Origin of the sequence: Micromonospora luteifusca (genome assembly GCF_016907275.1) — a bacterium.
GTDB classification, from domain to species: Bacteria; Actinomycetota; Actinomycetes; order Mycobacteriales; family Micromonosporaceae; genus Micromonospora; species Micromonospora luteifusca.
The window spans coordinates 4,231,449-4,250,983 of record NZ_JAFBBP010000001.1 but is presented as its reverse complement, the minus strand read 5'-3'; the positions used below and the strand labels follow the sequence as shown (position 1 = coordinate 4,250,983).

Genomic DNA, 19,535 nt, shown 5'->3' with positions numbered 1-19,535 from the left:
CGTAGCCCGGGCCAGCCCGCCTATGCGCGAGGGGCTCGGCGATGGACGTACCCACGCCTGGACCTGTTCCGCCGTACCATCTCCCCGGTGACCTCCCCCCGCCGACGGCTGGTCGTCGCATCCATCCTCCTGGTGTTGGAAGCGGTGTTCTTCGCGCTGTTCGTCACCGAGTCCCTGACCGGGGCGATCGTCGCCGTCGGCCTCACCTGCCTGTCGTTGTGGCTGCACGTCGTCCTGCACGAGTGTGGGCACCTCGTCGTGGCGAAGCTGCTGCACCTGCCGGTCGTCGCGGTCCGCATCGTGCCGTTCACCGGTTGGCGGAGCGAAGTGTGGGTTCGGCCGGCACCGTCGGCGACCGCGTTGCCGCTGCGGATGGTGCTGTTCTACCTCGGTGGCCCGATGACGAATCTGTGCACCGCGACGGCGCTCGGTGCCGCAACGACGTTGCTGGGCACACCGTTGACACGGGTCGCGGTGATCGGCGCGGCGATTGTCGGGGCGCTGCTCGGGTTGGTCAACCTCGTTCCCTGGACATCGCCCCACAGTGACGGCCGCAACCTGCTCCGCTGGCTCCTGGCGCCAACTGCCACCACCGCCGTGCTCCGGGCGGCCTACTACCAGGAGGAGATAGCCAGGGCCCTGCGGACGCTCAGCCACGGGGAGGTTGACGGCGGCCGTCCCGGAGATCCGGTTCTCGACGGTGACGACCCGCGAGTCGCGCTCGCCGCCTACCGGCGGCGCTGGAGCACGGGACACTGGCATTCGGCTGCGGACCTCATGGCCGACGCCGAGCACCTCGCGGCGCTGGCCCGCGCCGACAGCACCGACCCCCGGGCCGCCGCCGCGATCGGGCAGGTGCTCAGCGTCCAGTTCGGGTTGTGGTACCTGTACGCCGCGGTGGTGACCAGATCGCCGGTCGCACACCGAGAGGTGTTGGAGATCTGGGAAATGGCCCAGCTCGGCTGCCACGTGCAGCCGCACAGGTTGTCTGCTCGGGTCGCCATGAGCCTGGCTCACCTGCTCAATGAACGGCCGGAGCAGGCACGGTCGCTGGTTCTCGACGTCCGGCCCGGTGTCGACCCGCCGGACCTGTGCAGCGTCGCGTTTCTCCTGCGGGCCATCGCCGAATGTCACCTCGGCAACCACGCCGATGCCGACACCCACGTCCGGGCGGCCGGCGGCAACTTCCGGCAACTGACCCAGGTCGTTGCCGCGATCCGGGCGGCCGACCCGACACCGCCCATGTTCGCCCCGGCACCGATGGCGGCCACCTGACCGGCGGACGGTCACCCACCGGTATCGGTGGCAGGGTGATGCGCGACGGATGTGGTCAGCGACCGGCGGAGCGGTTCCACGGCGCGCGGGGCAACCCGGTGCCGGCCAGGGGACGGCGGGCACGACGGGGTTTCCGCCGGCCAGGGGTGCAGGGCGGGCGTGGGGCGGTGTGCACCGGAGGGCCGCAGGACGGCGGTGGTCGACGGATCAGCCAGCAGAGGAAGCGGGACATCTGCGGCTCAGCCGACCGGGAGGCGCTCGGCGTCGGACCTGGAGATCTCGTACTGCGCCCCGCAGAACGTGCACTGCTGCACGTACCGGGTGCGGATCGGGATGAGGGGTATGAAGAAGAGGGTGAATTTCGTCGATCGGCGGGTGATCACCTGCGCGGCGTGGTTGCCGCAGTGTCGGCAGACCTGCTGCACGACACCGGACCGGTCGACCTTGGTACGCAGACCAAAGATGAAGAACATCGCACGCCAGTACCCATTCCACCCCGAAAAGTCACCGACCCCGGCCAGCGAATCGGGACAGCCGCCTCGCCGGCCGGCTCAGGATCGTGCTCGATCCAGGAGATAGTGCCCTCGGAGCGCGAGTGAGGCCACTACATCCTTGATCGAGCACGATCACGGCGAGACCGTCAGTTGGCGGGCTCCAGGCCGGGGACCTCGGCGGGAAGCCAGATCGGCTGCCAGTCCGGCATCTCGTGGAAGCGGCGCAGCTCGGCCAGACCGGCAACCGACCCGCTCCAGGCCGCGTACGGCGGGTTGGCCTCGTCGAAGCCGCTCTGCACGAACGTCAGCGTGGTCCGGCCACCGGACTCGGCCAGCTCCCAGTTGGTGACGCCGACCGGGCCCCAGTCGACGGACATCTTCCGGCCCGGCTCCAGGTCGACCACCTTGGCGGCGTAGCCGGCGTCGAAGCCACCCATGGCGTACCGGCCGCCGACCCAGGGCTCGATGCCGATCGGGAAGCCGAACCAGGCACTGGCCTGGTCCGAGTCGGTCAGCGACTCCCACACCTTGTCGGCCGGGGCGGCGATGACCAGCTCACCGCGCAGGTCGGCGGAGGTGAAGTCGGTGCGGGGCAGCACCGACCGCCCCTCCAGGTGGGCGGCCAGGTTGGCGACGGCGAGCGCCCAGTACGTCTGGAGCACGCCCCGGATGCTGGAGCCGCTCATCGCCTCGGCGAAGTCGAAGTGGCTCTGGGTCAGCGTCAGCACGGTGCTGTCCGTGCCCTCGGCGGTGAGCTGGAACTCGGTGGTGGTCTCCACCCCGTCGAGCACCCAGCCGAAGCGCAGCGTGTCGTCGTCGGAGTGCAGCAGCCGCTGGTGCGGGGCGTCACCCTCGGGCGTGTAACGGCCCCAGAACTCGTACCGCTGGGGCAGCTCGACCTCGGCGTGCTCGGCCAGCCAGAGACGCAGCTCGGTCGGGTCGGTCAGGGCCTTGCGGACGCGCCCGACGGGCGCGGAGAGACGGGCCTGCACCTTCAACGGTTCACTCATGGTCTTTCCCTTTCGGATAGCAGGCGACGGCAAGCTTGAAGGCATCTCCTTCACTGCCGCCATAACGGGTGAACAGGTCCTGAAGTGCGGTTTGCAGGTCGTGCAGAAACTGCGGTCGAAGCTCTGCCGGCACCCGGATCTCGCCGGAGACCCCGACGGAGGGCAGCTCGGGTGCAGTCCGGTCCAGGGCGGCGACGTCGGCCTGGACCTCTTCCATCAGGTCGAGCAGGTAGCCCAGGCTCAGCTCGTCACGGGCCCGGCGCAGCCCGATCCGGCCGACGAGCCGGGGGGACAGCCAGTACGACCGGGCGGCCGCCTGGTAGATGCCCTCGGTGATGCCGCGGACCTTGCGCTCGTTGACCAGCTCGACGAGGCCGGCCGCGACGAGCTGCTTGACGTGGTAATAGACGCGCTGTGGCGTCTGGTCGAGTCGGGCCGCGACCTCGGTGCAGGTGCGCGGCTCGGCCAGTTGCCGCAGCACCTCGACGCGATGCGGCTTGAGCAGGACTTCGGCCTGCTCGATCTGCTCCAGGTACAGGACGTCTCTCATGGCAAAATCAGTTTGTACGTACAAAATTTGTTTGTCAATCGGTTCGCGAGAAGCCGCGCCGACTTTCTCGGCGCGGCTTCAGGCAGCGGTCAGCAGGTGATCAGGGCAACCAGTCCGGTCGCAGCGGGTAGCCGTTCACACCGTCCGGGCCGTTGTGCGTGGCCAGCACCTGGTGCAGCTGGATGCCGTTGCGCTCGAACGCCATCCGCGACCCGGCCATGTACAACCCCCACACCCGGGCGGTGCCCGCGCCCACCTCGGACACGCAGAAGTCCCAGTGCTCGACCAGGTTGCGACACCAGGCGGCCAGCGTCAGCGCGTAGTGCTGGCGCAGGTTCTCCTCGTGATGCACCTCCAGCCCGGCATCGTGGATCTCGCTGATCAGCCGGCCCGGGCCGGCCAACTCCCCGTCCGGGAAGACGTACCGGTCGATGAACGCGCCGGAGCGGTGCGGCGCCCGATTGTCCGCGCGGGTGATGCAGTGGTTGAGCAGCCGACCCCCCGCGCGCAGCCGGTGCCGCAGCGCCCCGAAATAGGTCGGGTAGTTGCGCACCCCGATGTGCTCGGTCAAGCCGATCGAGGAGATGGCGTCGAACTGCTCCGCCGGCGCGTCCCGGTAGTCCATGTGCCGCACCTCGGCGAGCCCGGTCAGCCCCTCCCGCTCGATCGCCGCCTGCGCCCACTCGGCCTGCGCCTTCGACAGGGTCACCCCGAGGGCCTTCACGCCGTACTCGCGGGCCGCGTGCCGGACCATGCCACCCCAGCCGCAGCCCACATCCAGCAGCCGCATCCCCTTCTTGAGCGCCAACTTGCCGGCGACCAGGTCGTACTTCGCGGCCTGGGCCTGCTCCAACGTGTCGTCCGGAGACCGGAAAACCGCGCAGGTGTACGTCATCGACGGGCCGAGCACCTTCTCGTAGAAGGCATTCGAGACGTCGTAGTGGTGCGAGATCGCCGTGCTGTCGCGGACCCTCGAGTGCCGCAGCCCGTTCATCACCCGCTTCCACCGCGGCTGCGCCTCCTGCGGAGGTGCCGGCGGCGGCATCAGCCGCTCCCAGCCCAGCCCGCGGACCAGCGCCAGCCCCTCGGTCAACGACGGTGGACGCAACCGCAACTCGTCCTTGAGCACTCGCAACGCCTCATACGGGTCGCCCGGGTGCACCCCCTGCAACGCCAGGTCGCCACTGACGTAGGCCCGGGCCATGCCCAGGTCGCCGGGGGCGGTGAGCAGGTACGACAGCCCCCGCTCGGAACGGATCGCGAGGGTGATGCCGGCGTCGGACGGGCCAACGGCGCTGCCGTCGTACCCGGTGATCCGCACCGGCAACGGCCCCGCGGTGACCGCGCGGACGACGTCCGCCACGGTCGGACCCGTGGGCCGACCCCCCGCCGGAGGGGTGGCGGGGACGCTCGCCGCCCCCTGATCTCTGTCGGTCAGGCTCATGCTCGTGCTACCGCCTTTTCGTACAGTCCCGTCAGCCGGTGGTCCGGGTCGTAGCGGTCTTTCACCGCCCGCCACGTGTCGCCGCCGTACAGGCGATCGAAGGCGTCCCGGTCGTAGTACGCGTCGGAGTAGAGCGACTTGTGCCCGCCCGACTCCGACACCCTGCGTTCGATCGTGCGGTTGACGTCGCCGTCGGCGGCGCCCGGCGCGATCGGCACGCTCCCCCAGAACCCAATGTTGACGTAGTCCTGCCCCGGCCGGAGTGGATACAGCGGCCAAGAGCGCGCCGAACCGGCACCCGCCGGCTCACGCAGGCGCAACGGACACAGCCACACCGGGTTCATCCCCACCGCGCCGGCGAACCAGCGCAGGAAGTCGGCCGTCTGGTCCAGCGGGATCTCGACGTCCTGCACGACCCGCTCCCGGGCCGGCTGCCCACGCAGCCGGTCGATCCGGGCCGCGACCTGGTGCCGATGCTCCAGCCGAACCAGGCGGTGGTAGAAGTCGCTGCGCCGGTAACGCGCCGGCCAGAGCCTGCGCACGACCGGGTGCTGCGCGCCGAACGCCGCCGAGCACCAGAACCAGTCGGTGTCCCAGCGCCAGAGATAGTCGTACGCGGTGAGCACGTCCCGGGTGCGCCGGCGCAGCGACCGGTAGTAGATCCCCTGACCGGTGTAGTCGCTGGGCGGGTCGGCGGCGTCGGTGAACGTGGCGAACACCAGGTACGCCTCGCCGGGGCTGAACATCACCCCGTCCATCGCGTCGACCGGCTCGCCGGCCCAGGACCGGGTGGCGGTGACCTCGGCGATCGCGTCGGTGAGCGCCTCCAGTCGGGTGAACCGGACGTTGCGCAGCGCCACGTACCGGCCGACCGGTTGCAGCTCGATGCGTAACCGGGTGGCGTAACCGAGGCTGCCCAGCGAGTTGGGGAACGCGGCGAACAGGTCGGCGTGGTCGCCGTCGGGGCGGGCGGTGACGATCTCGCCCGAGCCGGTGAGGATGTCCATCTCCCGCACCGACTCGTGGGGCAGGCCGTTGCGGAACGAGGTCGACTCGATCCCGAGGCCGGTGACCGCGCCACCCAGGGTGATGGTGCGTAGCTGCGGCACCACCAGCGGCATCAGCCCGTGCGGCAGCGTCGCGTCGACCAGGTCCTCGTAGGTGCACATGCCCTGCACGTCGGCGGTGCGCCCGGTCGGGTCGACCGAGAGCACGCCGTTCAGGCCACTCACGTCGAGCCCCGGAGTCCGGGGAGCGGACCGGGGGCGGAACAGGTTGGAAGTGCGTTTGGCCAGCCGGACAGGCTCGCCCGTGGGCACCGCGGCGTACGACCGTCGCAGCGTGTCCACCGCTTGATCATGGTCAATGGGGTGATCCACACGCTCAGCGCGCATGTGATCACCTTACGCGCGTACTCAGGAAACCGTGGGATGTCGACGGTGGCAGTTTCCCGTCCGGCGGCAGGCGTGGCGGCTACCGTGACGGGCATGCCATCGCCCGCGATCATCGCCCTGGACGCCGCCCAGTTGCCGTATCGCCTGGTCAGCCATGGTGCGGTCGACAGCCTCGCGGAGGCCGCCGCGACCCGGGGCGTGGCCGTCCCCGACGTGGTCAAGACGATCGTGGTCCGCCGGGGTGCGGAAGATCACCTGTTCGTGCTCACCCCCGGCGACCGGGTCATCTCCTGGCCCAAGCTGCGCACCCTGCTCGGCGTGCACCGACTCTCCATGCCGGACGCAGCGGGTGCCCTGGCCGCCACCGGCTACGAACGCGGCACCATCACCCCGTTCGGCGCGAGCACGGCCTGGCCGGTGATCGCCGACGAGCGACTGCGCGGCCGGGAGATCACCCTGGGTGCCGGCGAACGCGGCCTCGCCATCGCGGTCGACGCCGACGCCGCGATCGCCGCCCTCGACGCCACCGTGGCCGACGTCACCGACCCGCAGCCCACCCGCTGAGCGGCAGCACCAACCACTGCCAACGTCGGTGGCCCGGCCTAGTCTTGGTTCCATGCCGAAAGCCGTCTGGAAAGACCTGGTCATCGCCGACAGCAACGACACCGTGCTGGTGGAGGGCAACCACTACTTCCCCCGGTCGGCGCTGCGCGACGACCTGATCCAGGAGTCCACAACCCACACCGTCTGCCCGTGGAAGGGCACCGCCTCGTACTACACCCTCACGCACGAGGGCAGCACCAGCGAGGACGCCGTCTGGTACTACCCGGAGCCCAAGCCGGACGCCGAGATGGTGCGCGACCGGGTGGCGTTCTGGAAGGACGTCCGGGTCGTCGACTGACCGCTGGGCTGGCTCCGGCGCGACGTCGTGGGTGAGGATGGCGCGTATGTCCCCGCCCGAGGAACGCCCCGACCCCGCCGGCACCGTCTACGGCGGCCGGCCGGCACGCCGCCCTGGGCCGCTGGCCGATCCGCTGCTGCGGGTCGCGGTGGCGGTCGGGGTCGTCGGCGTACTCCTGGGGGTCGTCTTCGCCACCGGTCTGCTCGACGGTGACGACGAGCCGGCCGTGCCGGCGTCGGTCGGTACGCCGTCCACCGCGGCTCAGCCCAGCGATCCGGCCGGCGAGACGAGCCCGACCACACCGGCCGAGCCGTCCCCGACCCCGTCGGCCAGCACGCCGGCCGCCCCGCCCACCGGGCCCCGGGTGCTGCGCGCCGCCTCAGGCCTCTGTCTGGGGCTCGACGGCGACGGAGAGAAGGCCGAGGCCGAGTTGGCGGTGTGCAACGGCGCCCCGGAGCAGCAGTGGGTGGTCAACCCGGCCGGCGCGGGCGTGCTGTCGTTGACCAACGCCGCGTACGGGCAGTGCCTCGACGTCGAGGGTGGCAGTAAAGACGACGGCACGCGGCTGATGCAGTTTCCCTGCCACGGCGAGGCCAACCAGCAGTGGCGGCTGAGCCCCACCGGTAGCGGCCCACTACTGCTGGTAGCGGTGCACAGCGGCAAGTGCGTCCAAGCCGACGACGAGGGCGTCGAGGCCGGCGACGACATCCGACAGCGCCCCTGCGACGGCCGGACAGCCCAGCAGTGGACCCTGGGCTGACCGGCGGCCTCATGATCGACACGACATCGCCGACATGGGGGTATCCCGCTCGCCGGATACCCCCATGTCGCCGACCTGGAGTCGATCATCACCCCAGCGGCCGTTCTGAGGGCGGGCCGGGGCGGGCGCCGCACGATCCACCCGGCTCAGGAGCGGAGGAGACGGAGCTGCGCCTGGTGCTTGGGCAGGTGGACCCGGGTGTGCAGGTCGAGCGTGCGTGACCAGGGCAGCGGCTCGTCGACGATGAGGTCGAAACCCTCACGCAGGTGGGTCTCGACCGGGGTCTCGGCAGCCAGGCCGAGCTGGTCGACCAGCCCGCACAGACGGTCGCTGGTCCCGTGCAGCAGAGCGGTCAGGCCACGCAGACCGCCCTGCTCGGCGGCCAGCGCGTCGAGCTGCGGGCGGTGCATGTCCTCCTCCAGCTCGTAGTAGGCGAACGGCGAACCGGCCAGCAGCGCCTCGGTGGCCTGGATCATCAGCTCGTCGTTGGCGACCAGATGCGCGACGACCTGCTCGGCACTGAGCTGCCCCTCCGGAGCCGGACCGAACCCGCCCGCGTCGACCTCCGCGAGCAGCACGCCGTACGCCCGCCGCAATCCCTCGCTCTCCACACCTCCCAGTCAACCGCGCGCGCGGCGGATTAGCGGCGGGATTGACGGGAGCGGAGGTAGTCGCTGACCACGTACTCGCCGAGGTCGTCGGTGTCGGGTGTGAACATGCGGCCTCGGCTGCGGCGCGCCACGGCGTCGACGAAGCGCCGCAGGCCCGGGTCGTCGCCGAGCATGAACAGGTTGATCGTGGCCCCGTATCGGCTCAGCCGGTCCACCTCACGAACCGTCGCCTCGATCGTCTCCGGCAGCGGCGGCCAGTGAAACAGCGCCTCCCCGTCGTCCGGGTCCAGGTGGGCGGTCGGCTCCCCGTCGGTGACCACCAACACGATCGGTTCGGCGTCCGGGTGCCGGCGCAGGTGTCGACCCGCCAACCGCAGCGCGTGCTGCAGGTTGGTGCCCTGTTCCAGGTCCGGTTCCGTGGCCGCCAGCTCCTGCTGGGTGAGCGTCATCGCCTCCCGGCCGAAGCCCACGATCTGCAGGGCGTCCTGCGGGAAACGCGTCTCCATCAGGTGCGCCAGCGCCAGGGCGGTCTGCTTCATCGGCCCCCAACGACCCTGGGAGATCATCGAGTACGACAGGTCGACGCAGAGCACCACCGCGGCCGAGGCCCGCTTCTCGGTCTCCACCACCTCGAAGTCGTCCACCGCGAGCTGCACCGGGACCGTCGGCCCGGCACGGCTGACCGCCCTGGTCAACGTTCGGACCACGTCCAACGGCTGCTCGTCGCCGTACTCCCAGGGTCTGGACGCACCGCTGACCTCGCCTGCGGCGCCCGCCGAGCGCAGGTCGTGCTGGCCGCGCGGGCCGGCGGTCAGCTCGGCGAAGACCCGTCGCAGCGCGGTCCCGCCGAGGCGGCGCAACGCCTTCGGGCTCAGCGTGAGCCCTTCCGCGTCCCGACTGACCCAACCCTGCCGGCGTAGCTCCCGCTCCAGATCACGCAGCCGGCGAACGTCATCGGCCGCGTCCCGGCCCAGCGTGCGGGCCACCGCGTCGACGTCCACGTCGTCCAGCGTGGCCCCCGGGTGTTCCTGGTCGAGCTGGTCCAGCAGGTCGTCCAGCTCGCCGATCTCACCCAGGGCACCGGCCGCATCGGCGTAGTCCAGCGGCTGCTCGCCCCGGACCCGCTCGCCGCGCCCCCAGCGCAGATCCGGGCGGAGTGCCCGCAGGTTGGCGTCGAGAGCGGACAGCTCCCCCGCGAGGCGGTCGCCAAGCGACTGCTGCATCAGACCGGCCAGCTCGGCGCGCTGCCGCTCGGAGAGCGAGTTCATCAGCCGCTCCCCGGCCGCCGACCGGCGGGCCAGCACGTCGATCAGCTCGTCGACGGTCTCCGGCCGCTCCGGGAAGAAATCGCCGTGCCGGCGCATGAATTCGGCGAACGCGTCGGTGGTGTCCTCGGCACGGCCGTGCCGGGCCAGCAGCTCGTTCAGGTCGCTCATCATCTCGGCCAGCCGCTGCTGAGCGGCCGGGTCGGCGGACGCACGCACCGCATCGCGCAGCCCGGCGAACCGCTGACCGAGCACGTCGTCGCGGAGTTGGTCGAGGATCTGCTGGTACGACCGGCGGGCGTCCGCGCTGGCCCACTGGTAGCCGGACAGCTCCTCCACCGCCCGCGCGGTCGAGCGGGGCAGGCTGTCCAGCACCGACTCGGCGAACCGCGCGTCGTCGCCATCGCGGCCCCGCAGCTCGTCCCGCTCGGCGGCGAGAGCCTGGTCGAGCAGGGCCTGGGCCCTGGTCACCGCGCCGTCCAGGTCACCGCGACGAAGCGCCTCCCGGCGCAGCCGCCGAGCCCGGGCGGCCAGGTCGTCCAACCCACCCCGCCCCTGCGGCCCACGGCGCAGCAGGTCGCGTAGTGCCTCCCGCAGGCTGCCGCCGGCCAGCACCTCGGCGCCGACCGCGTCCACCGCCTCGCGCACGTCGTACGGGGGTGCCAGCGGGTCGGGCCCGCCACGCCACTGCCCGTACCGGAACCTGTTGCCGGCCACGGTCAGCCCCGACCGCCGTAGACGGTGCGCCCCGAGTCGGTGACGTCCTTGCCGAGCCTTCGGGTCAGGTGCAACCCCTCCAGCACGAACTCGACGGCGGCCGCTGCCTCCTCCGGGGTGGGCGCGTCACCCAGACCGAGCCGATCGAGGACCTTCGCCAATCCGGGCACGGTGCCCACCTGGCGCAGCAACTCGGCGGCGCCGACCAGCTCGCCGGTCTCGATCGCCGCGCCCTCCTCGACGAGGGCGGTGAACCCGGACAGGTCCAGCCCGGCCAGGCGTGCCCGGAACGTCTCGGCGGTCGCGGTGCGCAGCAGGTGGGCAAGGACCTCGATCTCCCGTCCCTCCTCGCCGCTCTCGAACTCCACCTTGCCGCGCAGGGTGCTGGTCACCGACACGGCGTCCCCGACCCGCGCCACCGCGGCCTCGGGGCGTCCCTCCGGGGTCCCGGAAGCGGCGAGCAGGCCGGAGCGGCGCAGCGCGGCGCCAGCGACCGTCTCCGCGGCGGCGATGGCGAACCGGGCGGAGACGCCGGAGCGCGGATCCACCGACGGCGACTCCCGCACCGCGCGGGCGAACCGGGCCAGAACCTCCAGCACGTGCTCCGGCACCTCGGCGACCAGATCGGCCTCCTGCCGGATCAGCGCCAGCTCCAACTCCAGGTCGACCGGGTAGTGGGTACGGATCTCCGCGCCGAACCGGTCCTTGAGTGGGGTGATGATCCGGCCCCGGTTGGTGTAGTCCTCCGGGTTGGCGCTGGCCACCAGGAGCAGGTCCAGCGGAAGCCGCAGCTGGTAGCCGCGGACCTGGATGTCCCGTTCCTCCAGCACGTTGAGCAGGGCCACCTGGATCCGCTCGGCCAGGTCGGGCAGCTCGTTCACGGCGAAGATGCCCCGGTTGGTCCGAGGCACCAACCCGAAGTGGATGGTTTCCGGGTCGCCGAGGGTGCGGCCCTGGGCGATCCGGATCGGGTCGACGTCACCGATCAGATCGCCGACGCTGGTGTCCGGGGTCGCCAACTTCTCGCCGTAGCGCATCGAGCGGTGCAGCCAGCCGACCGGCTGGTCATCGCCGGCCTCGGCGACCTGGGCGCGGGACGCGGGGGTGAGCGGGTGCATGGGGTGCTCGTTGAGCACCGAGCCGGGGATGACCGGGGTCCACTCGTCGAGCAGTGCGCCGAGCGAGCGGATGAGCCGGGTCTTGCCCTGGCCGCGCTCACCGAGCAGCACCATGTCGTGCCCGGCGAGCAGTGCCCGCTCGACCTCGGGCAACACGCTGTCGTCGTAGCCGACGATGCCGGGGAAACGGGCCGAACCGGAGCGCATCCGGGCCAGGAGGTTGTCGCGGAGTTCCTGCTTGACGGTGCGGTACTGGTGACCGGCCGCCCGAAGCGCGCCGAGCGTGCTGGGCAGGTCGGCCGGTGGAACCGGGATTACCGGGGTAGGCGCAGTCACCCGAACCAGGCTAGCTCACGTACGAGAGAGGTCCCCAAACAACGGAAAACGATAGGAAAGGGGACCGCTCAGCCAGACGGGGTGACGAACCCGGACTCGTAGGCGGCGATGACCGCCTGGGTACGGTCGCGGACGCCCAGCTTGGCCAGCACGTTGCCGACGTGCGTCTTGACGGTCTCCACCCCGACCACCAGGTGGGCGGCGATCTCCGGGTTGGACCGCCCGGTGGTCATCAACCGCAGGACCTCGGCCTCCCGTTCGGTGAGCCGGGCCGCGCAGAGCCGGTCACCCCCGGCCGGCCCGTACGCCCCGACGAGTTGGCGGATCGCGGCCGGGAAGAGCAGCGACTCCCCCGCCGCGACCACTCGGACGGCCTCCACCACCTCGGCGGGCCGGGCCCGTTTGAGCAGGAAACCGGAGGCTCCGGCGCGGAGCGCTTCGTAGACGTACTCGTCGTTGGCGAACGTGGTGACCACCAGCACCCGGGGTGGGGTCGCGGAGGTGGCCAGCAGGTGCCGGGTGGCCTGAATGCCGTCGATGCCGGGCATTCGCACGTCCATCAGCACCACGTCCGGCCGATGCCGGGCGACCAGCGGCGGCACCTCGGCGCCGTCGGCGGCCTCGGCGAGCACCCGCAGGTCGGGTTGGGCGTCGATGATGGCGCGCAGCCCGATCCGGATCAGCTCGTCGTCGTCGACGATCAGCACGCCCGTGGTCATGTCGTCTCCTCGTACGGCAGGCGGGCCCGGATCAGCCATCGGTCGCCGTCCGGCCCCACGGTGAGTCGGCCGCCGAGCAGCAGAACCCGCTCCCGCATGCCGTCCAGGCCCCGACCGCCCCGGCCGAGGTCGGCGCGATCCGGACGACCCACCACGTTGACCAGCTCCAGCTCCATCGCGTCGGGATGCAGCTCCAGGCGCAGCGTGACCGGTCCGTGGCCGTACCGGGCGGCGTTCGTCAGGCCTTCCTGGACGATCCGGTAGCCCTCCCGGGAGACCACGGCGGGCACCCGCGCCGGGTCGCCGGCGCGTTGCGCGTGCACCGTCAGCCCGGCCGCGCGGGCGTCGGTGACGAGCCGGTCCAGGTCGGCGAGGGTACGCTGCGGCGCCACGGCTGGCCGGGGGCTGCCGGTCTCCCGGAGCAGCCCGAGCACGTGGTCCAGCTCGTCCATTGCGGTCCGTCCGGTCTCCTCGATGGCGGTGAGCGCCCGTCGGACGAACTCCGGGTCGGTGTCGAGGACCTCGCGGGCGGCCCCGGCCTGAAGGGTGGCCACGGTCAGCGCGTGGCCGACCGAGTCGTGCAGCTCCCGGGCCAGTCGGTTGCGTTCGGCGAGTCGGGTGGCCTGCGCCTCCAGCGTGGCGATCCGCTCCGCCTGAGCCGGGCCGAGCAGCACCGGCGCCATGGAAACGGCGAGCGCGCCGAGCCCCGCGACGGCGTAGCCGAGGCCGACCAGCAGAGCCACCCCGGTCAGGGTCAGCCAGCCGCTGTCTTGCCCGTCGAGCGGCCCGAACTGCTCCCGGCTGGTCAGCTCGGCGCCGATGCCGAACTGCTGGCCGATGAAGGCCAGCGCCATCGGCAGGGCGCTGAACAGCGCGATCATCACCAGGGCGCCGACGATGAGGTGCGTGGCGATCCACAGTGCGCTGCGCAGCCGGGTTTCCCGGTCACCGCGATGCCCGAGTGCCGGCTCGGGCAGGTCGACGCCGAGCAACCCCCGCACGGCGGCGATCTCCAGGGCCCGGCTGCCGTCCAGCAGCAGCGGCACCACGGCGATCAGCCCCGCGATCACCAGCAGCGCGTACGCCAGTGAGCGGGGGATCTCCGAGTCGCCGAGCAGTTGGGCGAAGGTCACCGCGAGCAACCCGTACGGCAGCGCCAGCACTCCGCCCAGCAGCAGGAACACGCCGCGCCGCCACGTCGTGCCGGCAACCAGCGGGGCCAGCACCGCTCGGAAGGTCACCCCGCCATTCTGCTGCCGGAAGGGGCCTGGACGACTCCCCCGTGCCGGGGAGATCTCAGCGGTGGTCGGCGACGTACTGCTGCGGGTCCTTGTCGCGGAACGGAAGGTTGCGGCCGTTCTTGTGCTCGCCGTAGAACGTCAGCCAGCGTCGGCCGAGTTCGGCGCGGAGTTCGGTGCTGGCGTGCCGGCGGAAGTCCGGCAGCGCCTCGTCCTCCTCCTCGGCCAGGTGTTCGCTGTTCTCCCGACGGGCCGTGCCGACCGCCGCCCACCACTGCTCCGAACCGACCGGGTGCAACTTCGCCTCGGCGATGGCGTCCCGGATCTTGTTGTGGTCGCCGATCGCGTCGGCGGTCTCGTCCTCGCCGTCGTCGCCGTGCTTCACCAGGTGCGGGTAGAGGATCGCCTCCTCCGCCTCGGCGTGGATGTCCAGGTGCAGGGCGAGAGCGTCCCAGATGGCGAGCAGCTCCTGCTCGTCGCGGGCGTCGTCGAGGCGGGCGAAGCCACGCCGGAAGGCGGTGTGGTCGTCCAGGATCAGTGCGGTGATGTCGTCCACTGTGCTCACTTTCCCGTCGGGCCGGCGAACCGGGCACGCAGCATTCGAGGCATCGCGGCGAGTCCGGTGACCGGGCGGAAGCGTTTGGCGGCCTCGACCAGCGCCGCGTACTCGTCGTCGGCGAGGTCGATGTCCGCGGCGGCGGCGTTGCGTTCCATCTGCTCCACCCCGGACGCGCCGGGGATGGCCAGCACGTTCGGGTGGCGCAGCAGGTGGGCGAGTGCGATCTGGCTGGGGGTGGCGTCGTGTGCGTCGGCGACCTGCCGCAGCGTCTCGATCAGATTGGCGCCGCGTTCCAGATTGTCCGGCAGGAAGTACGGGTTGGCTCGCCGGACCGCGCCGGTCGGCGGGTTCTTCGCGTCGTAGCGCCCGGAGAGGAAGCCCTGCGCCAACGGGCTGTACGCGATGACGACGCGGCCGGCCTGCCGGGCGTACGGCAGCAGGTCCTGTTCGGGGGCGCGGTCCACCATGCTGTAGCGAACCTGGTTGCTGAGCACCCGCCGGCCGAGTGCCGCCTCGGCGACCTGCCAGCGTCGCAGCCCGTAGTTGCTCACCCCGACCTCGCTGACCAGCCCCACGTCCTGCAGCGCCCGCATGCCGCGCATGGTGGTGTGGTCGGCGACCAGCGGGTTGGCCTGGTGCACCTGGTACAGGTCGATGTTGGTGACGCCGAGCCGGGCCGCCGAGGCGACCGCCCGCTGCTGCACCACCGCGGCCACCGGCAGGACCGGCAGGATCTTGGTGGCGACGACCACCTTGGGTCGGTCGTCGCCGAGCGCCGCGCCGAGGATCCGTTCGCTGCGCCCGAAGGCGTAGATTTCCGCGGTGTCGAAGACGGTCACGCCCAACTCGACGGCCCGCCGGACGATCTGCGCCGCCCGCTGCTCGAAGTCCGGGCCGTAACCCCACTCGCGGGAGCCGAACTGCCAGGTGCCCAACCCGATCTTGGACAACGGTTTGGGCGTGTCGAGCGCGATGAACCGCATAGCGTCGAAACTACCCCGCTGTCCGGGTTCACACGCCTGATCCCCAGCACCACGGCCCGGAGCTACGCTCATGATCGTGACCTACCTCGCCGCGGATGACCGCTACGACACCATGACCTACCGGCGCAGCGGACGCAGTGGCCTGCGGCTGCCCGCCGTCTCGCTCGGGCTGTGGCACAACTTCGGCCCGGACCGCCCGTTCGAACGGCAGCGCGACATCGTCCGACGCGCCTTCGACCTGGGCGTCACCCACTTCGACCTGGCCAACAACTACGGCCCGCCGCCCGGATCGGCGGAGGAGAACTTCGGCCGGATGCTCGCCACCGACCTGAAGCCGTACCGGGACGAGCTGATCATCTCCAGCAAGGCCGGTTATCTGATGTGGCCCGGCCCGTACGGCGAGTGGGGTTCGCGTAAGAACCTGATCTCGTCGCTGGACCAGTCGCTGGGCCGGATGGGGCTCGACTACGTCGACGTCTTCTACTCGCACCGGTTCGACCCGGACACTCCGCTGGAGGAGACGATGGGCGCGCTCGACGCGATCGTCCGCTCCGGCAAGGCGCTCTACGTGGGCATCTCGAACTACAACTCCGAGCAGAGCGCCCGGGCCGCCGCGATCCTGGGCGAGCTGGGTACGCCGCTGCTGATCAACCAGCCGTCGTACTCGATGCTCAACCGCTGGACCGAGTCCGACGGTCTGCTCGACACGCTGGAGCAGATCGGCGCGGGCTGCATCGCCTACAGCCCGCTGGCCCAGGGCCTGCTTACCGACCGCTACCTGGGTGGCATTCCGGCGGACTCGCGGGTGCGCACCAGCGTCTTCCTCAACGAGAGCGACCTCAGCGAGGAGAAGATGGCCACCATCCGAGGGCTCGGCGCGGTCGCCGAGCGGCGCGGCCAGTCCCTCGCTCAGCTCGCGCTGGCCTGGGCGCTGCGCGACCCGCGGATGACCAGCCTGATCATCGGGGCGAGCAGCGTCGAGCAGTTGGAGACGAACATCGCGGCGCTCGACAACCTCGACTTCACCGCCGAGGAGCTCGCCGAGATCGACGGCCTCCTGGCCTGAGCGGCGTCGGGCCGCCGGGTCACCAGATCCGGCGGCGTCCGGCGCGGTGGTTGCGTACCTCGCACTGCCGGCCGACCGGAGCGACGGCGTTGCGGCGCCGCCGCCCCGCGCCGATGAGCAGTGCCAGGACCAGCACGGTGGCGGCGCCGGCCAGCACCGGCCACCGGGCGCCGAGGTCGGTCACCGACGCCACCGGCACGCCCGGGTCGGCCGCCGCCGCCACCGCCGGGTCGGTCGCGGCCGGCCCACTGGCGGCGGTACGCGGAACAGCCGCCGCGCTCTTCGTCGCACCGGCCGGCTGCGGGGTGCCGGGTGCCGCGCGGAACACCACGTCCGAGCAGGAGTAGTAGGTGTCCGGGGTGTTGGAGTTCTGCCAGATCGTGTAGATGAGGTGCCGGCCCGCACGACCCGCCGGCAGTCGACCCGGCAACCGGTACGCCCCGGCCCGCACCGTCGGGTCGGTCATCGTCAAGAACGGGCGGGATTCCAGGTCCGCCCAGGTCAACGGCGCGCGAGGGTCGTAGTCGGGCTTGGTGGCGTAGAGCCGGAAGGTGCCCCGGTGCTCGATGGTGGTCCGGTACCGGAAGGTGAACTTCGCGCCCGCGGTCAGCTCGGTCGCCGGCCAGTCCGTCCGGGGCAGGTCCAGACCCCGGTACGCGGACAGCCCGCCGCTGCAGAGCTCGCCGTCCGGGATCCGTTCCCGGTCCCGGCCGTTGATCGCGGCCACCCGGACGTTGTCCCACTCGCGGACGGCAGCGCCCGCCTGCACGGCGGCCCGGCAGGCGGCGGTGGACGCGTGCCGGCCCTCGGGACCGCAGGCCGCCGCCCGGCTGATCGGGTCGGTCGGGGCGCCGTGCGCGGCGGCGGGTGTGGCGGCCAGGGGCACGGTCGCGGCAGCGACCAGCACCGTGGCGAGAAACCGGCGTACGGGCATGAGGACGACCTCCGCCCACTGGTACGGCCGGCGGGCGGCAAAGGTTCGACGGCGGGTCGGCGGGAATCCGGCGGGTGGCCGGAGCGTTTCGATACTCGGAACCGCTCAACCGAGGAGGCAGACATGAAGGTACGTAGCTCGTTGCGTGCACTGAAGCAGAAGCCGGGTTCGGTGGTGGTCCGCCGTCGTGGCCGGGTGGTCGTGGTGAACCGCGCGAACCCGCAGTGGAAGAGCCGCCAGGGCTGATCACGCCCTTACCAGACATACAGCACCAAACGCCCTGACCGGCTCACTCCCGACGGGGCCGATCAACAGACAGCGGCCCGGTTGATGATTATCAACCGGGCCGCTGACCTGCGTTTCACAAGGGTGGAGCCGAGGGGACTCGAACCCCTGACCCCCACACTGCCAGTGTGGTGCGCTACCAGCTGCGCCACGGCCCCTTGCTGTTGTCCCGGTCGCCCGGGCACTGGGAAACTATACACAGACTGGCCGGCATGGTCATCTCGCGGGGTCCCCTGCCGATCCGGGTCAGTTGAGCGCCACGTCCGGCGGGAAGTGGGCGACCGCGGCCATCATCCCGCCCTGCCGGCGCAGCACCATCGGCCACAGGTCGTCGGGCCGGTCGACGAAGGCGTCACCCGGCAGCCCGTCCAACACGAACCAGGAGCCGCCGGCGATCTCCTGCTCCAACTGGCCGCTGCCCCAACCGGAGTAGCCAGCGAAGACGCGGATCCCCCCGATGCTCTCCCGCAGCCGCTCCGGGTCGACCGAGAGGTCGATCGTGCCGACCGCTCCGGAGACCTGGTGGAAGCCCTTCAGCCGGCGCATCGGGTGCCGCATCCGGGCCAGGCAGATGGCCGAGTCAGGCTGCACCGGCCCACCCTCGAAGAGCACCGCCGGGTGGCGGGCCAGGTCGCTCCAGTCGCCGAGCACCTCGGCCACCGGCACCTCGGTGGCCCGGTTCAGCACCACGCCGAGCGCACCGCCCGGCTCGTGGGCGACGAGCAGCACCACCGTACGGTCGAAGTTCGGGTCCTTGAGCGCCGGAGTCGCGACCAGCAGCCGCCCGGTCATCGACTCCATCGCTCGTCCGCCGATCGCCTGACCCTCTCCCTGCATCCCACACACCCGTCAACCGTGAGCCCACGCCGGGGACCGGTCATCTACCGGATCCACCCCGTGCACCAGGATCAGCCGTGCTCTCAACGCCATGCCTGGCACCATAGCCTGCGTCCCGGGTGCTGGCTAAGGTCTGACCGGCAGGTGATCGGACAGTTAAGACGGAGGGCTGATGGCACCCACGGCGGACATCGCGGTGATCGGTGGTTCGGGCCTGTACGCCCTCCTCGACGGCACCGCTCATGAGCTGGAAACCCCGTACGGGCCACCGTCGGACGCGGTGACCATCGCCGAGGTGGCTGGGCGGCGAGTCGCGTTCCTGCCCCGGCACGGCCGGGACCACCGGCATCCACCACACCTGATCCCCTACCGGGCCAACCTGTGGGCGTTGCGCTCCCTCGGCGTACGCCAGGTGTTGGCACCGTGCGCGGTCGGTGGGCTCCGCCCGGAGCTGGGACCGGGCACGTTCGTGGTGCCGGACCAGCTGATCGACCGGACCAGCGGCCGGGCGCAGACCTACTACGACCAGGGTGCGGTGCACGTGCCGTTCGCCGACCCGTACTGCCCGAACGGCCGGCGGGCCCTGCTCTCCGCCGCCGCTGGCCGGGACGTCACGGCCGTGGACGGCGGCACGGTGGTGGTGGTCGAGGGCCCGCGGTTCTCCACTCGGGCCGAGTCCCGCTGGTACGCCTCGATCGGCGGCACTGTCGTCAACATGACCGGTCACCCGGAGGCGGTGCTCGCTCGGGAGCTGGCCCTCTGCTACTCCTCGATCGCGTTGATCACCGATCTGGACGCCGGGGTGCAGGCCGGTGAGTCGGTGACCCAGGACGAGGTGTTCCGGGTCTTCGCGGCCAACACCGACCGGCTGCGGGGCGTCCTGCTGGACGCGCTGGCGGCGCTGCCCGCCGCGCAGGACTGCGTGTGCGGCCACGCGCTGGACGGCATCACCCTGCCCTTCTCGTTGCCCTGAGCAGGCACGGGGCAGGCACGGGGCCGCTCCGCCGGATGGGCCCACGGGAAACACCCGAAAGGTCCG

General features: G+C 71.5%; 21 protein-coding genes and 1 tRNA gene. 7 read left to right on the top strand and 15 right to left on the bottom strand.

From position 1 onward, the window contains the following. Positions 1–87 precede the first annotated feature (87 nt). Positions 88–1,275, top strand: coding sequence for a zinc metalloprotease (locus JOD64_RS19395; protein ID WP_307813501.1), 1,188 nt, complete (start codon positions 88–90; stop codon positions 1,273–1,275). A 239-nt stretch (positions 1,276–1,514) separates the two neighbouring features. Here the strand turns inward: JOD64_RS19395 and JOD64_RS19390 are convergent, their stop codons facing one another. From JOD64_RS19390 to JOD64_RS19370, 5 genes are all read right to left on the bottom strand, one after another. Further along, positions 1,515–1,748, bottom strand: a complete 234-nt coding sequence (locus tag JOD64_RS19390) for a zinc-ribbon domain-containing protein (RefSeq protein ID WP_204943510.1) — start codon at positions 1,746–1,748, stop codon at positions 1,515–1,517. A gap of 167 nt (positions 1,749–1,915) precedes the next feature. Then, complete coding sequence (locus JOD64_RS19385; protein WP_204943509.1) at positions 1,916–2,779, bottom strand: SRPBCC family protein; 864 nt, start codon at positions 2,777–2,779, stop codon at positions 1,916–1,918. Beyond that, complete coding sequence (locus tag JOD64_RS19380) at positions 2,772–3,329, bottom strand: ArsR/SmtB family transcription factor (protein WP_204943508.1); 558 nt, start codon at positions 3,327–3,329, stop codon at positions 2,772–2,774. The genes JOD64_RS19385 and JOD64_RS19380 overlap by 8 nt, the downstream gene beginning before the upstream one ends. Before the next feature lie 100 nt (positions 3,330–3,429). Then, positions 3,430–4,773 carry a class I SAM-dependent methyltransferase gene (locus JOD64_RS19375; RefSeq protein ID WP_204943507.1) on the bottom strand — a complete coding sequence of 448 codons (1,344 nt, stop codon included), beginning with the start codon at positions 4,771–4,773 and terminating at the stop codon, positions 3,430–3,432. Then, complete coding sequence (locus tag JOD64_RS19370; RefSeq protein WP_204943506.1) at positions 4,770–6,167, bottom strand: FAD-binding oxidoreductase; 1,398 nt, start codon at positions 6,165–6,167, stop codon at positions 4,770–4,772. Before JOD64_RS19370 ends, JOD64_RS19375 begins: the two co-directional genes overlap by 4 nt. A gap of 93 nt (positions 6,168–6,260) precedes the next feature. Here JOD64_RS19370 and JOD64_RS19365 point away from each other — a divergent pair, with 93 nt between their 5' ends. The 3 genes from JOD64_RS19365 to JOD64_RS19355 are packed head-to-tail and all read left to right on the top strand — an operon-like array spanning position 6,261 to position 7,828. After that, entirely contained in the window at positions 6,261–6,731 is a 471-nt protein-coding gene (locus JOD64_RS19365; RefSeq protein ID WP_204943505.1) for an aminoacyl-tRNA deacylase, read from the top strand. A gap of 52 nt (positions 6,732–6,783) precedes the next feature. Beyond that, the gene (locus tag JOD64_RS19360; RefSeq protein WP_204943504.1) at positions 6,784–7,068 is read left to right on the top strand and encodes a DUF427 domain-containing protein; all 285 of its coding nucleotides are present in this window, start codon (positions 6,784–6,786) and stop codon (positions 7,066–7,068) included. 46 nt (positions 7,069–7,114) lie between these two features. Beyond that, the gene (locus JOD64_RS19355; RefSeq protein ID WP_204943503.1) at positions 7,115–7,828 is read left to right on the top strand and encodes an RICIN domain-containing protein; all 714 of its coding nucleotides are present in this window, start codon (positions 7,115–7,117) and stop codon (positions 7,826–7,828) included. A 146-nt stretch (positions 7,829–7,974) separates the two neighbouring features. Here the strand turns inward: JOD64_RS19355 and JOD64_RS19350 are convergent, their stop codons facing one another. The 7 genes from JOD64_RS19350 to JOD64_RS19320 are packed head-to-tail and all read right to left on the bottom strand — an operon-like array spanning position 7,975 to position 15,374. Continuing rightward, on the bottom strand, positions 7,975–8,439 hold the full coding sequence (locus JOD64_RS19350; protein ID WP_204943502.1) for a hypothetical protein: 465 nt from the start codon (positions 8,437–8,439) through the stop codon (positions 7,975–7,977). 29 nt (positions 8,440–8,468) lie between these two features. Further along, positions 8,469–10,421 carry a VWA domain-containing protein gene (locus JOD64_RS19345; protein ID WP_204943501.1) on the bottom strand — a complete coding sequence of 651 codons (1,953 nt, stop codon included), beginning with the start codon at positions 10,419–10,421 and terminating at the stop codon, positions 8,469–8,471. Between the two features lie 2 nt (positions 10,422–10,423). Further along, entirely contained in the window at positions 10,424–11,884 is a 1,461-nt protein-coding gene (locus tag JOD64_RS19340; RefSeq protein ID WP_204946144.1) for a magnesium chelatase ATPase subunit I, read from the bottom strand. Between the two features lie 59 nt (positions 11,885–11,943). Then, positions 11,944–12,594, bottom strand: a complete 651-nt coding sequence (locus JOD64_RS19335) for a response regulator transcription factor (protein ID WP_204943500.1) — start codon at positions 12,592–12,594, stop codon at positions 11,944–11,946. Beyond that, positions 12,591–13,835 carry a sensor histidine kinase gene (locus JOD64_RS19330; RefSeq protein WP_204943499.1) on the bottom strand — a complete coding sequence of 415 codons (1,245 nt, stop codon included), beginning with the start codon at positions 13,833–13,835 and terminating at the stop codon, positions 12,591–12,593. The genes JOD64_RS19335 and JOD64_RS19330 overlap by 4 nt, the downstream gene beginning before the upstream one ends. A 55-nt stretch (positions 13,836–13,890) precedes the next feature. After that, a complete protein-coding gene (locus tag JOD64_RS19325) occupies positions 13,891–14,388 on the bottom strand; it encodes a hemerythrin domain-containing protein (RefSeq protein WP_307813499.1) in 498 nt (165 codons plus the stop codon). A 5-nt stretch (positions 14,389–14,393) separates the two neighbouring features. Continuing rightward, complete coding sequence (locus tag JOD64_RS19320; RefSeq protein WP_204943497.1) at positions 14,394–15,374, bottom strand: aldo/keto reductase; 981 nt, start codon at positions 15,372–15,374, stop codon at positions 14,394–14,396. A gap of 70 nt (positions 15,375–15,444) precedes the next feature. On the opposite strand from JOD64_RS19320, the gene mgrA reads away from it, so the two are divergent. Further along, positions 15,445–16,440, top strand: a complete 996-nt coding sequence (mgrA, locus tag JOD64_RS19315; RefSeq protein WP_204943496.1) for an L-glyceraldehyde 3-phosphate reductase — start codon at positions 15,445–15,447, stop codon at positions 16,438–16,440. 19 nt (positions 16,441–16,459) lie between these two features. Here the strand turns inward: mgrA and JOD64_RS19310 are convergent, their stop codons facing one another. Further along, positions 16,460–17,374, bottom strand: a complete 915-nt coding sequence (locus JOD64_RS19310; RefSeq protein WP_204943495.1) for a lytic polysaccharide monooxygenase auxiliary activity family 9 protein — start codon at positions 17,372–17,374, stop codon at positions 16,460–16,462. Between the two features lie 123 nt (positions 17,375–17,497). Between JOD64_RS19310 and JOD64_RS19305 the strand changes: the two genes are divergently transcribed. Beyond that, entirely contained in the window at positions 17,498–17,620 is a 123-nt protein-coding gene (locus JOD64_RS19305; protein ID WP_030490864.1) for a 50S ribosomal protein L36, read from the top strand. Between the two features lie 124 nt (positions 17,621–17,744). On the opposite strand, the gene JOD64_RS19300 is transcribed toward JOD64_RS19305, so the two are convergent. Together JOD64_RS19300 and JOD64_RS19295 are read right to left on the bottom strand one after the other, a co-directional pair. Further along, positions 17,745–17,817 (bottom strand) — tRNA-Ala (locus JOD64_RS19300). Between the two features lie 88 nt (positions 17,818–17,905). Next, positions 17,906–18,496: a YqgE/AlgH family protein gene (locus tag JOD64_RS19295; protein WP_204943494.1), complete on the bottom strand. Its 591-nt coding sequence runs from the start codon at positions 18,494–18,496 to the stop codon at positions 17,906–17,908. Between the two features lie 172 nt (positions 18,497–18,668). Between JOD64_RS19295 and JOD64_RS19290 the strand changes: the two genes are divergently transcribed. Beyond that, positions 18,669–19,469, top strand: coding sequence for an S-methyl-5'-thioadenosine phosphorylase (locus JOD64_RS19290; protein ID WP_204943493.1), 801 nt, complete (start codon positions 18,669–18,671; stop codon positions 19,467–19,469). The last annotated feature ends 66 nt before the right edge of the window (positions 19,470–19,535 follow it).